Source organism: Micromonospora sp. NPDC092111, from assembly GCF_044755745.1.
Taxonomy (GTDB): domain Bacteria; phylum Actinomycetota; class Actinomycetes; order Mycobacteriales; family Micromonosporaceae; genus Micromonospora.
The window spans coordinates 1028008-1041707 of record NZ_JBIVRQ010000001.1; the positions used below are offsets into that span (position 1 = coordinate 1028008).

Consider the following 13700-nt stretch of genomic DNA (forward strand, 5'->3'; position numbering starts at 1 on the left):
GGAAGCGGCGGGTCAGAGCTGGCCGAGGGCCTTGAGGCGCAGGTAGGTGTCGGCCACGGCGGGGGCGAGCCGGTCCGCCGGGGCGTCCACCACGGTCACCCCGTACCGGCCGAGGGCGGTCCGGACCCGGTCCCGTTCGGCCAGCGCCCGCCAGCCGGCCGCGGCGGCGTACGCGTCCTCCGGGCGGTGCGGCGCGGTGGTGGTCAGCGCGGTCAACACCGGGTCGTGCACGGCGGCCACCACCACCCGGTGCCGGGCGGCCAGCCGGGGCAGCACCGGCAGCAGCCCGTCGGCGAGCGGACCGGCCTCCAGCGCGGTGAACAGCACCACCAGGCTGCGTCGGCGTTCCCGCCGGAGGATCTCCGCGACGACCAGCTCGAAGTCGGTCTCCACCAGCGCCGGGTGCAGCGGCGCGAGCGTGGTCACCAACCGGTTCAGCAGGGCCGGCCGGCCACTGCCGGTCACCGTGGCCCGGATCTCGGCGTCGGCCGCGATCAGGTCGACCCGGTCGCCGGCCCGGAAGGCCAGCGCGGTCAGCAGCAGCGCCGCGTCGATGGCGGTGTCCAGCCGGGGCTCGTCGCCCACCCGCACCGCCGAGGTGCGGCCGGTGTCCAGCACACAGACCAGCCGCCGGTCCCGCTCCGGCCGCCAGGTGCGGACCAGCACGTCGGACCGGCGGGCGCTGGCCCGCCAGTCGATCGAGCGGACGTCGTCGCCGACCACGTACTCGCGCAGGGTGTCGAACTCGGTGCCCTGGCCGCGCCCCCGGGTGACCTGGGTGCCGTCGATGACCCGCAGCCGGGACAGCTTCTCCGGCAGGTGCCGGCGGGAGTCGAAGCGGGGCAGCACGCGCAGCGTCCAGCCCGGGGCGGCCGGCCGGCCGGACCGCTGCCGGAACGCCAGCCCGAGCGGACCGAACGACCGCACCGCCACCGCCACCGCCGGCCGGTCGCCCCGCCGGGTGGGGGTGAGCCGGCTGGGCAGCACCACCACCCCGCCGGGTCCGACCCGGGACACCCGCCCCGGCGGTACGTCCGGCCGGGCCCCCGCCGACGGCACCCAGACGTCGCGCACCTGGGCGCGCAGCGTACGGCCGGAGGTGTGGGACAGCCGCAGCGCGACCGTCGCGGTGTGGCCGAGCCGGACGGTCCGCTCGCCCTCCCGGTCCAGCGTGACGGCGTGCAGCGGCGCGGCGAGCGTCCAGTCCACGGCGGTCAGCAGCAGCACCGCGCCGGTCATCGCGGCCACCCCGAGGAACGGGTCCGGCCAGGCCGGCAGGGTCAGCGCGCCGACCAGCAGCAGGACGGCCGCCCGCCAGGTCATCGCGGCGTCGGCACGGTGGCCAGCACCGTGTCCAGCACCGCGTCCACCCCGACGCCCTCCAACTCCACCTCGGGGCGCAGCCGCAGCCGGTGCCGCAGGGTCGGCCGGGCGGTGGCCTTGACGTCGTCGGGGGTGACGTGGTCCCGGCCGGCCAGCCAGGCCCACGCCTTCGCGGTGCTCAGCAGCCCGGTCGCGCCCCGGGGCGAGGCGCCCAGTTCCAGCGCCGGGGTGACCCGGGTGGCCCGGCACAGGTCCACGATGTAGCCGAGCACCGGCTCGCCGACGTACACCCGCCCGACCGCCTCCCGGGCGGCGGCCAGGTCGGCCGCGCCGGCCACCGGCCGTACGCCGGCCGCGCCCAGGTCACGCGGGTCGAAGCCGGCGTGGTGGGCGCGCAGCACGCCCAGCTCCTCCTCCCGGTTGGGCAGCGGCACGGTCAGCTTGAGCAGGAACCGGTCGAGCTGCGCCTCCGGGAGGGGATAGGTGCCCTCGTACTCGACGGGGTTCTGGGTGGCGGCCACGATGAACGGGTCCGGCAGCGGCCGGCGGGCGCCCTCGACCGACACCTGGCGCTCCTCCATCACCTCCAGCAGCGCCGACTGGGTCTTCGGCGGCGTCCGGTTGATCTCGTCGGCGAGCAGCAGGTTGGTGAAGACCGGCCCCTCCCGGAAGGTGAACGCGGCGGTGCGCGGGTCGAAGATCAGCGAGCCGGTGACGTCGCCGGGCATCAGGTCGGGGGTGAACTGGATCCGCTTCGAGTCCAGGTCGAGCGCGGTGGCGACGGTCCGGATCAGCAGCGTCTTCGCCACCCCCGGGACCCCCTCCAGCAGGACGTGGCCGCGGCAGAGCAGCGCGATCACCAGGCCGGTGACCACGGCGTCCTGCCCGACGACCGCCTTGGCCACCTCGGTGCGCAGCCGGTGCAGGGCGGCCCGGGCGTCGTCCGGGCCGGCCGTCGGGTCGGCGGTGGTGGCGGGTCGGGTCACCGGTGGTCTCCTTCGGTCGGACGGTCGGGGGGCGCCGCCACGGTACGGGTCATCCGGTCCAGCGACCGGGCCAGCTCCAGCAGTTCGGCGTCGGATTCCGGCTCCGCGCCGTACAGCAGCTCGCGGACCTGCTCCGGGGTGCCGCCGGCCTGCTCGGCGACCCGGGCGGCCACCTCGCCGTGCGGGGTGTCGGCCGGCAGGTTCAGCCGGTTGCGCAGCCGGTCGAGGGTGGCCGCGCGCAGGGTCGCGGCGGCCGGGCCCCGGGCGCGGGCCCGCTGGTAGAGCCGGCCCCGGCCGAGGACGGTCTCGGCGGCGCGGACCTGGACCGGCAGCGGTTCGGCCACCGGCGGGCCGAGCCGGCGACCCCGCCAGAGCGCGACCAGCAGCGCGGCGAGGGCGAGCTGCGCCAGCAGCGCCCAGAACCAGGGCGGGAACGCGTCGAGCAGCGGGTGGTCCTGCTCCGGCGGCGCGGCCGGGTCCTGCTCGGCGTCCTGGCCGCTGTCGCTCTCGCCGGAGCCGCCGGAGGTCGGGTCGGAACCGTCGTCGTACTCGGTGGATCCGCCGGGGGTGGGCGACCAGCCCGGTTCGCCGCTGCTGCCGGTGCCGAAGGACGGGGCCGGGGCGGGGCCGTCCAGGTCCAGCCAGACCACCCGGCCGTGCACCCCGAGCAGGCCGGTGGCCAGCGCCTCGTTGCCGTGCTCGCCGATCCGGTCGTTGCGGAACGGGTCGCTGGCGCCGATCACCACCACCTCGGCGGGCCCGCCGAGCCGGACCAGCCCGGCGGAGTAGCAGCGGTCGACGGCGACCGGGCGGCCGGGCGCGGCGGCGTACCGCTGGCGCTGGGCGGCGGCGGTGCCGGCCCGGGCCGCCTCCGGCAGCGGGCACGGCCGCCCGTCGGTGCCCGGGGCGACCGCCCGGGTGGCCCACCGACGGTCGGTCGGCACCAGCGGCAGCTCGGCCGCCTCCAGCAGCCGGCGGGACGGGTCGACCAGGACCAGCCGGCGGCCGGCGGGCAGCTCGCCCAGGGCGATGACGGTGTCCGGGTGCAGCAGCTCCGGTGCCGGGACGAAGAGGGTGGCCGGGCCGCTGTCGAGGGCGAGCAGCGCCGGCAGCAGGTCCGTCTCCCGCTGGACGGTGACGCCCCGGCCGCGCAGCGCCCCGGCGAGCCGGCTGCCGCCGTCGTCGTCGGTCGCCGTCGGGGACAGGAAGCCCCGGTCGGTCGGGTCCGGCTGGTCCCGGGCGTGGGCGACCAGCGTGCCGGCGATCAGCGCGGCGGCCAGCGCCAGCGGGACGATCACCCGGTGCCGGCGGCGGCGCCGGGGCGGTGCGGCGGGGGTCGCCGGGGTGGTGGCCGGTGGTGCGGCGGTCCGCGTCACGGTGTCCCCCCGTCCGCCGGCGGGCCGGCGAGCACCCGGTCCAGCTCGTCGGCCAGCTCGCGCATCCGCCGGTCGTGCCGGGCGGCGGCGGGGCGCTGGGCGTACCACAGCTCGGAGAAGATCGCTCCGGCCGCGCGGAGCGGCGGGTCGACCGGGGGGCGGGTGCGGGCCGCCGCGTCGGCCAGCTCGGTGACGGTCATTCCCGGGCGGGGCTCGACCGCGCCGGCCGTGACCAGCCGCCGGACCATGCCGCGCAGCCGTTCCCGGACGGCTTCGGCGTACCGGCCCTCGGCGGCCAGCCGGTCGGCGAGGGACAGCCCCGCACCGGTGGGCGTGGTGTCGTCACCGGCCCGGGGCAGGGGCACCACCAGGGTCTTCGTCGCCTTGGCCGGGCGGTCCGTCCGGCGACGACGCCAGCGGGGCAGGCGCAGCCGGGGAAACCGGAGCCGGGGCAGGCGGGGCAGGCGCAGCCGGGGCAGTCGGCGCGGCACCCAGGCCGGGAAGTGGTACCAGGCCAGGGCGACCAGCCCGGCGACCAGCACGAGCAGCAGCGCCACCAGCGGCAGCGGCAGGACGTCGCCGAGCGCCGCGACGGCCTCCGTCCACCACCGGCTCACCGGCCGGCCACCGACAGGGCGTGCGCGGCGAGGCCGGCGGGGGTGCGGGCGAGGCGGATGTCCAGGCCCTCGGTACGCATCCGGGTGTCCAGGTGGATCACCGCGTCCAGGCAGGCCAGGGCGGGGTAGGCGACGCTGTTCACCGCACCCCAGACGAGCATCGCGGCGCCCACCCGGACGGTCGGGTCGGCGAGGTCGACCAGCCCGAGCGACTCGACGCCGAAGAAGACCCCGAGGGCCAGGCCGACCCGGAGGACCCACCAGCCGAGATAGCCCAGCACCCGGACGGCGCCGGCCCGACCGCGAAGTGCGAGCCGTGCCGCGCGGCCCACCGCCGCCGGCCCGGACACCCGGTCCAGCACCAGTGCCGCGGCCACCGAGCCGAGCAGGCCGTAGCCGACCAGCCAGACCGGGCCGAGCAGCGCCGCGAGCAGCATCAGCAGGCCGACCACCGGGGCGAGCAGCAGGGTGGCGCCCCACCGGGCCCCGGCCGGTCGGAGCAGCTCGCGTACGCCGGCCCGGCGGCCGAGCAGCGCGGTGCCGGCGGCCCGGGCGGCCGGGTTGCCGAGCAGGAGGACGATCACCGCCTCGGTGGCGGCCCCCACCGCCAGCAGCAGCCACCAGGCGGGGACCGACCCGTTGTCGTCCCACCAGATCGGGGGTACCGCGTCGGCCAGCCGCCGCAGCGGGAGCAGCAGCAGTTGCTCGCCCGTGGCGAGCAGGACGGCCGGCGGGAGCAGCAGCCGGCCCTGGGCGCGGAGCAGCAGCACGGCGGAGTCGAGCAACTCGCCGACGGTGAGCGGGCGGCGGGGGAGCACGGTGGTCGGGCCGACGTCGGGCACGCGTACTCCTGCGGGTGATGGCTGGCGGGCGGCGGCTCGCCCGGGGATCATGGTGACACGGTCCGACCGGCCGGGTGGACCCGCCGTGTGGCCCCCCGACGGCGGCCGTGCGGGGTGACCTCGCGCGTGGGACGTGCGGTGACGCCTCCCCCCGCAGTACCGTGCTCTTCCAGACGCCGATCCCACCGAAACTGAACGGGGATGGAACCATAAACCCCATGAGAGCCCGGGTACTGGTGGTCGACGACGACCCCGCGCTCGCCGAGATGCTCGGCATCGTCCTGCGCAGCGAGGGCTTCCTGCCCTCCTTCGTCGCCGACGGGGAACGGGCACTGGCCGCGTTCCGGGACAGTCGACCCGACATCGTCCTGCTCGACCTGATGCTGCCCGGAATGAGCGGTATCGACGTGGCGCGGGCCATCCGGGGCGAGTCGGGCGTGCCGATCGTCATGCTCACCGCCAAGAGCGACACCGTGGACGTGGTGCTCGGGCTGGAGTCCGGCGCCGACGACTACGTGGTCAAGCCGTTCAAGCCCAAGGAACTGGTGGCCCGGATGCGGGCCCGGCTGCGGCGGGGCGAGGACGTCGCCCCGGAGATGCTGACCATCGGGCCGCCCGGCAACCAGATCACCATCGACGTGCCGGCGCACACCGTGAGCCGGGACGGCGAGGAGGTGAAGCTCACGCCGTTGGAGTTCGACCTGCTGGTGGCGCTGGCCCGTAAACCGCGCCAGGTCTTCACCCGCGAGGTCCTGCTGGAACAGGTCTGGGGCTACCGGCACGCGGCGGACACCCGGCTGGTCAACGTGCACGTGCAGCGGCTGCGCGCCAAGATCGAGCCGGATCCGGAGCGGCCGGAAATCATCCTCACCGTTCGGGGCGTGGGCTACAAGGCGGGTACCGGATAGCCTGGTCGCACCGTGACCAGCTCACCGAACCCCCACCCCGAGCGCACCGCCGGTCGGCTCTCCGCCGTGCGGGCGCTGCGGCGCGTGCTGGCCGGCCGGTCCCTGCGGGCGGTGGCCGGCCTGCACCAGACGTGGCGGCGGTCGTTGCAGGTCCGGGTGGTGACCATCACCCTGGTCGTCTCCAGCCTGCTGGTCGGTGGGTTCGCCTACCTGATCGCCGACAAGATCACCAGCATCCTGCTGGAGAACGCCAAGACCGACGTGCTGCTGCGGCTGCACAGCGGCAGCGACTACTCGGCCAAGCAGTTCAACCTCTACAGCCAGCCGCAGGAGGCCCAGCTCCAGGACACCATCGAGGGCACGGTCAACTACCTGGCCGGGGGTGACCCGCAGCAGACCAGCGGGGTGGTGGTGGCGATCACCGCGGACAACTACGCCGGCATCATCGAGACCCGCACCTCCCCGGCGATGGACGTCCGGCCGCTGATCAGCCGGGAGCTGCGGGCCGCCGTCGCGGACGGCAAGATCGCCCACCAGATCCGTACCGGGCGGCTCACCGGCGACCGGACCAAGTACCTGGTCTACGGCTCGCCGGTGCCGACCCGGTTCGGCCAGGTGGAGCTCTACTACCTCGTCCCGCTCAACCGGCAGGACGCCACCGCCGCCGACGCCCGGGCCACCGTGCTGGCCACCGGGGTGGCCCTGGTGCTGCTGCTCGGCCTGCTCGCCGCCCTGGTGACCCGGCTGGTGGTGACCCCGGTACGGGTGGCCGCCCGGACGGCCCAGCGGCTCTCCGCCGGCCTGCTCGACCAGCGGATGGTGGTCAACGGCGAGGACGACCTCGCGCTGCTCGCTGCCTCCTTCAACCAGATGGCGACCAACCTGCAACGGCAGATCCTCCGGCTGGAGGAGATGTCCCGGCTCCAGCGCCGGTTCACCTCCGACGTGTCGCACGAGCTGCGTACCCCGCTCACCACCGTCCGGATGGCCGCCGACCTGATCTTCGCGGAACGCGACGAGTTCGATCCGGCGGTGGCGCGCAGCGCCGAGCTGCTCCAGGCGGAGCTGGACCGGTTCGAGGAGCTGCTCACCGACCTGCTGGAGATCAGCCGCTTCGACGCCGGCTTCGCCATGCTGGACGCCGAGCCGACCGACCTGGTCCCGGTGGTGCACCGGGTCGCCGACCGCCTCGCCGGCCTGGCCGAACGGGTCGGTGTCACCATCGAGCTGGACGTGCCGACCGCCCCGGTGATCGCCGAGGTGGACCCGCGCCGGGTCGAACGGGTGCTGCGCAACCTGGTCGGCAACGCCGTCGAGCACGGCGAGGCGAAGCCGGTGCTGATCACCCTGGCCGTCGACCAGACCGCCGTCGCGATGACCGTGCGTGACCACGGGGTCGGGCTCAAGCCGGGTGAGGAGAAACTGGTCTTCAACCGGTTCTGGCGGGCGGACCCGTCCCGGGCCCGGCAGACCGGCGGGACCGGGCTGGGCCTGTCGATCAGCCTGGAGGACGCCCGGCTGCACGGCGGCTGGCTGGAGGCGTGGGGCGCGCCGGGCCAGGGCGCCCAGTTCCGGCTCACCCTGCCGGCCCGGGCCGGCGACCGGCTCACCACCTCACCGTTGCGGCTGGTGCCGGCCGACGCCACCCTGCCGTTCGGCGGCCCCCGCGACGGCGACCTGCTGGCCATCGGCCCCGGTGGCGGCGGCGTGCTGGCCATCGGCCCGGGGTCGGTCGCCGCCGACGAGCGGGCGGAGGCGCGGTCGTGAGCCGCCGTCCGGGGCGGCGGACGGTGACCGGGGTGCTCTGCGCCGCGCTGCTGGCGCTCGTCCCGGCCGGCTGCGGCATTCCCGACAACACCGATGTGCAGGTGGACGGCTCGGGGCCGGCCGTCTCGGCCGGCGCGTCCAGCTTCGGGCTGGGCGAGCCACCCACCCGGACGGCCAGCGGCACCGACCGGGAGGCGTTCGTCCACAACTTCCTGTCCGCCGCGGCCGGCGAGCCGGAGCGGGCGTACACGCGGGTGAAGGAGTTCATCGCCCGGGAGGACCGCAGCCGGCTCCCGGAGAAGCAGGGCAGCGAGGTCGCGATCAACGTGGTCCGGCTGACCGAGAAGCCGGTGATCACCGAGAACGCCAGCGGGCTGTTCACCGTCCGGGTGCCGGTGCAGCAGGTCGGGGTGCTGCGGGCCAACGGCGTGCTGGGCCCGCCGGTGCTGAACGAGACGGAGTACCGGTTCTCGCTGCGCAGCGCCGCCCCGCTGGGTCAGGAGGGGCCCGAGGAGGCCGGCTTCTTCGTCACCGACCCGCCCAACGTGCTGCTGCTGGCCACCGAGGCGTTGCGGTACTACCGGTCCCGCACGGTCTACTTCTGGAACTCCGACTCCAGCCGGCTGGTCGCCGACCAGCGGTACCTGCCGGTCGCGGTGCCGGCCGAGCGGCTGGTCAGTGAGGTGGTGAAGTGGCTGATCGCCGGCCCGTCGGACTGGCTGCGGCAGGGGGTGAGTGGCCTGCCGGACCGGACCGCCCTGATCAACAACGCGGTCAAGACCGACGGCCGCTGGGAGGTCAACCTCGAACTGCCCGGCGACGACCGCCGCAAGCTGGAGAAGCTCGGCATCCAGCTCGCCTGGTCGCTGTGGGACCTGGACGGGCCACTTCAGCTCACCACCCGCAACCAGTCCCGGGTGACCATCGACGACCTGAACGACCACCGGGTCGCCAACAAGGTCTATCCGCTCACCGAGGGGCCGCAGCGGTTCGCCGTCTACGAGGGGGCGATCCACCCGCTGTCCTTCCTGTCCGAGGACACCGGCACCGTCCCGATCCGCGCCGAGGACAACCACGACATCGTCTCGGCCTCGATGCGGCGGGCCGAGGAGAAGACGCTCGCCGCCGTGGTCACCACCGCCCCGGGCGGGCGGCAGCGCCTGGTGGCCGGCTCCGGCGTCGCCCCGGTGCAGGTGATGACCCCGGGTGCGCAGCTCTTCAAGGCGATCGGTCGGCCGGTCTGGCTGCGCCCGCTCGGCGCGGGCCAGCCGTACGGGCTGGTGGTGGCCGACGGGGGGCTCTACCGGTTCGACGACCAGGCCCGGATGGTCCCGGTGCCGGTGGGCGCCGCCGGCAGGGTCAGCGCGGTGGCCGCCTCGCTGGACGGGCACCGGATCGCCCTGATCGTCGGCGGCCGGCTCTACGTCTCCGCCGCCAGTCTCGACGGCGGCGGGGTCTCGCTCGGCCCGGTGCGGCAGGTGGCCACCACGCTGACCGACCTGTCGGCGGTGGACTGGGCGGGGGAGAACACCCTCGCGGTGGCCGGCTCGACCAACCGTTCGGCGGTGTACGAGGTGAGCGTCGACGGGGCGCAGCAGTCCGAACTGGTCGCCGACGTGGGGGCCCGGGTGACGCACCTGGCGGTGTACCCGGCCAACCCCACGTACGTGCTGCCCGCCGTCATGATCATGTACGAGGCCAACGGCGTCGCCTACCGGCACCGGTCCCCCTCGGCGGAGACCATCCGGCGGGACCAGGTGCTCGACGTGTCGCCCCCGCCCGCCGGCGTCCGGGCGGGCAGCCCGACCGCTCCCTTCTTCCTGTTCTGAGCGGGCCGGTGCGGGACGTCGGCGGACTCTGGTCGGACCTCACCGACCTGGTCTTCCCGGCCGGCTGTGCGGGCTGCGGGCGGCGGGACGTGACCCTGCGGCAGGGCTTCTGCCCGGCCTGCGCGGGGTCGCTCGGCGCGCTACGGCCCGCCCCGGCCCGCCCCACCCCCGCCCCGGCCGACCTGCCGCCCTGCCACGCCCTCGGCCCGTACGCGGGTCCGCTGCGCGAGGCGCTGCTGGCGTACAAGGAACGGGGCCGGCACGGGCTGGCCCGGCCGCTGGGCGGGTTGCTGGCCGAGGTGGTGGCCGGGTCGGTCGGGTCGGCCCGGCCGGTGCTGCTGGTGCCGGTGCCGGACCGGGCGGCGGCGGCCCGGGCCCGTTACGGCGACCACCTGGCCCGGCTGGCGCGGCACGCGGCGGCCCGGTTGCGGCGGGCCGGCTGGGACGTGCGGACGGCCGGGCCGCTGCGGGCGCTGCCCCGGGCGGACTCGGTGGAGCTGGACCGCGCCGGGCGGGCCGAGGCGGCGGTGTCGGCGTTCCGGCTGCGGTCCGGGTGGACCGGGCGCGGGGCGGGTGGCCGGACGGTGGTGGTGCTGGACGACATCCTGACCACCGGGGCCACCCTGGCGGCGGTGAGTCGGACTTTGCACGCGGCGGGAATGACGCCAAAGGCCGCGGCCGTGCTTGGTGCAACGCAAAAGTGGCGGCACCCGTGACGCTTCGTGTTTCCGTTTCACCCCATGGTGTAGGTAGCTGTTAATTCCCTGAGGGTTCTCCGCAACCGGGGGTGACTGCCGACCGAACAGGAGTTAGCGTTTTCGTGTCGGGGGTAGGAAGGGTTCCCCACCCATCCCCGGCGGTGGAAGGAGGCGTAGCCGTACCTGACCGGTCGACGCCCCGGGCGCTCCCGCGGCTGCTCGACCGGAGTTCGAAGATCAGACGACCATCCGGAAGAGGGAGGTCACGTGGACATCGTGGTCAAGGGTCGAAACGTCGAAGTGCCGGACCATTACCGGGTGCACGTAGCGGAGAAACTCGCGAAGATCGAACGCTACGATCACAAGCTCATCCGGGTCGATGTGGAGCTGTTCCACGAACGCAATCCCCGCCAGTCCGACACCTGTCAGCGAGTGGAGATCACCTGTGTCTCCCGGGGCCCGGTGATCCGGGCGGAGGCCTGCACGAACGACTTCTACAGCGCCCTCGACGCCGCCATCGCCAAGCTGGACACCCGACTACGCCGGGCGGCCGACCGCCGCCGCGTACACCGGGGCCGGCACGCGCCGCTCTCCGTCGCCGCCGCCACCGCCGACCTGCCGGTGGCCGGGCTCGGCGCGCTCGCCCCCTCCGGCGGCACGGCCACCGCCACCGCCGTCGAGGAGCGACCGGACGAGTACGAGGACCAGCCCTGGCACATCGCCCGGGCCAAGGTGCACCCCGCGGAACCGATGACCGTCGACGACGCCCTGTTCCAGATGGAGCTCGTCGGCCACGACTTCTACCTGTTCCACGACAAGGAGACCGGCCGACCCAGCGTCGTCTACCGCCGGCACGCCTACGACTACGGCATCATCTGCCTCGACACCTGACCGTCCGAACCCCGACGACCGGCGGTAACCGGCCGCCAGCGGTGATCAAGAGGTTTGCGTCTGTCCGATCTCCATGGATGACGCAAACCTCTTGATCGTTGTCGGGGGCCAGCCGTGGTGCGGCGTGGTGGGTGGGGGTTGGGGTGGGGGTCAGGGTTGGTCGGTGGCGAGGCGGGCCCAGAGGATGGTGTCGGGGCGGGTGCTGTCGTGGTGGGCGGGGAGCCGGCCTCGCATCAGGCCCTCCCGTCGGAAGCCGGCCCGCTCCAGGACCCGCTGGGAGGCGGCGTTCTGCGGGGCGGTGCCGGCCCAGAGCCGGGCCAGCCCCGCCGTCCCGAACGCCCAGCCGGCCAGCAGCCGGACCGCGCGGGTGGTCAGCCCCCGGCCGCGCGCCTCGGGCAGCAGGCTGTAGCCGAGCATGGCCTGGCCGGTGGCCGGTTCGTCGTACACCAGGGCGCAGCCGCCGGCCAGCGCGCCGGTCGCCGCGTCGAGCAGCGCGAAGTCGGCCGAGCCGCCGGCCAGCCAGTCGCTCTCCGCGACGGCGCAGCGCCGGGCGATCGCCGCCCGGGTCGGCGGGACGGGACGGGCCCGCACCGCCACCACCTCGGGCAGCGTGTGCAGCCGGTAGAGCGGGTCGGTGTCCTCGGGAGCGAGCCGGCGCAGCGTCACCACCCCGTCGGTGAGCCGGCCGTCCGGCAGGTCGGGCAGCGGGCGTGCGGCCGGCCCGTCCGGGTCGCCGGCGAGGCGTGCCCAGGCGATCAGGTCCTCCCGGCGGCCGTCGCGGGCCCGGCCGACGGCCCGGCGTACCCCCTCGCGCCGGAAGCCGGCGGCGAGCGCGACCCGTTGGCTGGCCGGGTTCTCGGCATGGGTGAGCAGTTCCAGGCGGTCCAGCCCGGCCCGGAACGCGGCGGCGGCCAGCGCGCGGGTGGCGGCGGTGGCGACACCGCGCCGGCGGGCCCGGGGAGCCACCCAGTAGCCGACCTCCGCCTGGCCGCGGGCCGGCACCACCTGGCTGAGGCCGATGCCGCCGACCAGCCGGTCGGTGGCCACGTCGGCGATGGCGTACGCGGCCCCGCCGGCCAGCCGTGCCGCCGGGGCGCCCTCGCTGATCCAGCGGTGGGCGTCGGCGGTCGTGTAGGGCTCGGGCAGCACCGGGTTGAACCGCAGGGTGACCGGGTCGGCGCAGCCGGCGGCGAGGTCGTCCACGTCGTCGGGACGGAAGGGCCGCAGCCGCACCCCGTCGGCCTCGACGACCGCCGGGATCACGTCAGGTCCTCGGCGAGCAGGGCGGCGACCCAGACGTCGGCCCGTTCGCCACGGTGCGGCACCCCGCCCCGGGCGGTGCCCTCGACGGTGAAGCCGGCCTTCTCGGCGACCCGGCGGGAGGCGGTGTTGCCGACGTTGGCCCGCCACTCGACGCGGGCCAGGCCGAGGCTGGTGACGCCCCACGCGGTGAGCGCCCCGAGCGCGGCCGGCATCCAACCCCGGCCCCGGGCGTACGGGGCGGTCATGAAGCCGACGTCGGCCAGCAGCGGGTCGGTCGGGCTCAGCCGCAGGTCGATCGTGCCGGCGTAGGCGTCGTCGGGGCCGGCCACCACGAAGCAGGCGCTGCTGCCCCGCGCCCAGCTCAGTCGACCGTAGGCCAGGTAACCGTCGGCGTCGGCCCGCTGGTACGGGTGCGGCACGCTGGTCCACCGGACGGTCTCCTGGTCCCGGCAGGTCGTCACGATCCCGTCGAGGTCGCGCCCCTCCATCGGGCGCAGCCGCAGCTCGATGCCGCCGGCGGTGGCGAAGAGGACGGGCTGCGGCCGGCTGAGGACGGCCGCCCGCCGGGCGTCCAGGGTGCCCGGCCCGGCGGCGCCGGGTGTACCGGCGGCCGGCACCTCGCCGGGGAGCAGCGAGCCGATCCAGCCCTCCGCCCGGCCACCCTCGGCGGGATGGGCCAGCCGCAGCTCGCCGGAGACCTGGAACCCGGCCCGCAGCGCGACCAGCCGGGAGCGGTGGTTGCCGACCTCGGCCTGCCAGACCAGCCGGCGCAGCGCCAGCGCGTCGAAGGCCCAGCGGGCGACCGCCCGGACGGCCCGGACGGTGACCCCCCGACCCCGCGCCCAGGGGGCGGTCCAGTAGCCGATCTCGCCGGAGCCGAGGGTCCGGTCGATCGAGACCAGGCCGCAGGAGCCGAGCAGTTCGCCGGTGGTCGCGTCGCAGACCGCGAACGGCGCGGCGGTCCCGTCGGCCCAGGACCGGGAGGTGAGTTCGGTGACGAAGCCGTGGGCGTGTTCCGGCAGGTATGGACGCGGTACGGTGGTCCAGCGCTGGATGTCCGGGTCCTGGCAAGCCCGGTGCACGTCGTCCGCGTCCGAGGCGAGCCACGGACGCAGCAGCAGGCCGTCCTCGATGATCTCCACAGGCTCCATCCGAGTCATCGTGCCGGATCGTTCGCGGTGGGCGTAACCGGATAACCAC

12 protein-coding genes are annotated in these 13700 nt (G+C 75.6%); 5 read left to right on the plus strand and 7 right to left on the minus strand.

Translation table 11 applies throughout. From position 1 onward, the window contains the following. Positions 1-12 precede the first annotated feature (12 nt). Genes ACIQG9_RS04300 through ACIQG9_RS04320 form a run of 5 tightly spaced genes read right to left on the minus strand, consistent with a single transcriptional unit; the run spans position 13 to position 5144 of the window. Entirely contained in the window at positions 13-1323 is a 1311-nt protein-coding gene (locus tag ACIQG9_RS04300; protein ID WP_400398297.1) for a DUF58 domain-containing protein, read from the minus strand. Next, the gene (locus ACIQG9_RS04305) at positions 1320-2309 is read right to left on the minus strand and encodes an AAA family ATPase (RefSeq protein ID WP_400398299.1); all 990 of its coding nucleotides are present in this window, start codon (positions 2307-2309) and stop codon (positions 1320-1322) included. The genes ACIQG9_RS04300 and ACIQG9_RS04305 overlap by 4 nt, the downstream gene beginning before the upstream one ends. Then, the gene (locus tag ACIQG9_RS04310) at positions 2306-3685 is read right to left on the minus strand and encodes a DUF4350 domain-containing protein (RefSeq protein ID WP_400398301.1); all 1380 of its coding nucleotides are present in this window, start codon (positions 3683-3685) and stop codon (positions 2306-2308) included. The genes ACIQG9_RS04305 and ACIQG9_RS04310 overlap by 4 nt, the downstream gene beginning before the upstream one ends. Continuing rightward, complete coding sequence (locus ACIQG9_RS04315; protein WP_400398303.1) at positions 3682-4302, minus strand: DUF4129 domain-containing protein; 621 nt, start codon at positions 4300-4302, stop codon at positions 3682-3684. Before ACIQG9_RS04315 ends, ACIQG9_RS04310 begins: the two co-directional genes overlap by 4 nt. Next, positions 4299-5144, minus strand: coding sequence for a hypothetical protein (locus tag ACIQG9_RS04320; RefSeq protein WP_400398305.1), 846 nt, complete (start codon positions 5142-5144; stop codon positions 4299-4301). Before ACIQG9_RS04320 ends, ACIQG9_RS04315 begins: the two co-directional genes overlap by 4 nt. Positions 5145-5362: 218 nt before the next feature. On the opposite strand from ACIQG9_RS04320, the gene mtrA reads away from it, so the two are divergent. From mtrA to hpf, 5 genes are all read left to right on the plus strand, one after another. Further along, the gene (mtrA, locus tag ACIQG9_RS04325) at positions 5363-6052 is read left to right on the plus strand and encodes an MtrAB system response regulator MtrA (RefSeq protein ID WP_067306208.1); all 690 of its coding nucleotides are present in this window, start codon (positions 5363-5365) and stop codon (positions 6050-6052) included. 66 nt (positions 6053-6118) lie between these two features. Continuing rightward, positions 6119-7819 carry an MtrAB system histidine kinase MtrB gene (gene mtrB, locus ACIQG9_RS04330; RefSeq protein WP_400398791.1) on the plus strand — a complete coding sequence of 567 codons (1701 nt, stop codon included), beginning with the start codon at positions 6119-6121 and terminating at the stop codon, positions 7817-7819. Then, positions 7816-9648, plus strand: a complete 1833-nt coding sequence (locus tag ACIQG9_RS04335; protein WP_400398307.1) for an LpqB family beta-propeller domain-containing protein — start codon at positions 7816-7818, stop codon at positions 9646-9648. Before mtrB ends, ACIQG9_RS04335 begins: the two co-directional genes overlap by 4 nt. An 8-nt stretch (positions 9649-9656) precedes the next feature. Then, entirely contained in the window at positions 9657-10364 is a 708-nt protein-coding gene (locus tag ACIQG9_RS04340; protein WP_400398309.1) for a ComF family protein, read from the plus strand. Between the two features lie 249 nt (positions 10365-10613). Next, positions 10614-11237 (plus strand): ribosome hibernation-promoting factor, HPF/YfiA family, encoded by a 624-nt coding sequence (gene hpf, locus ACIQG9_RS04345; RefSeq protein WP_400398311.1) that lies wholly within the window; start codon positions 10614-10616, stop codon positions 11235-11237. 150 nt (positions 11238-11387) lie between these two features. On the opposite strand, the gene ACIQG9_RS04350 is transcribed toward hpf, so the two are convergent. Together ACIQG9_RS04350 and ACIQG9_RS04355 are read right to left on the minus strand one after the other, a co-directional pair. Then, positions 11388-12500, minus strand: coding sequence for a GNAT family N-acetyltransferase (locus tag ACIQG9_RS04350; protein WP_400398313.1), 1113 nt, complete (start codon positions 12498-12500; stop codon positions 11388-11390). Further along, a complete protein-coding gene (locus ACIQG9_RS04355; protein ID WP_400398315.1) occupies positions 12497-13651 on the minus strand; it encodes a GNAT family N-acetyltransferase in 1155 nt (384 codons plus the stop codon). The genes ACIQG9_RS04350 and ACIQG9_RS04355 overlap by 4 nt, the downstream gene beginning before the upstream one ends. Positions 13652-13700: the final 49 nt, after the last annotated feature.

Bases quoted from the DNA above. Each gene is read 5' to 3' on its own strand.
- ACIQG9_RS04355 (WP_400398315.1), bottom strand. From the start codon at position 13,651: ATGGAGCCTGTGGAGATCATCGAGGACGGCCTGCTGCTGCGTCCGTGG.
- ACIQG9_RS04300 (WP_400398297.1), bottom strand. From the start codon at position 1,323: ATGACCTGGCGGGCGGCCGTCCTGCTGCTGGTCGGCGCGCTGACCCTG.
- mtrA (WP_067306208.1), top strand. From the start codon at position 5,363: ATGAGAGCCCGGGTACTGGTGGTCGACGACGACCCCGCGCTCGCCGAG.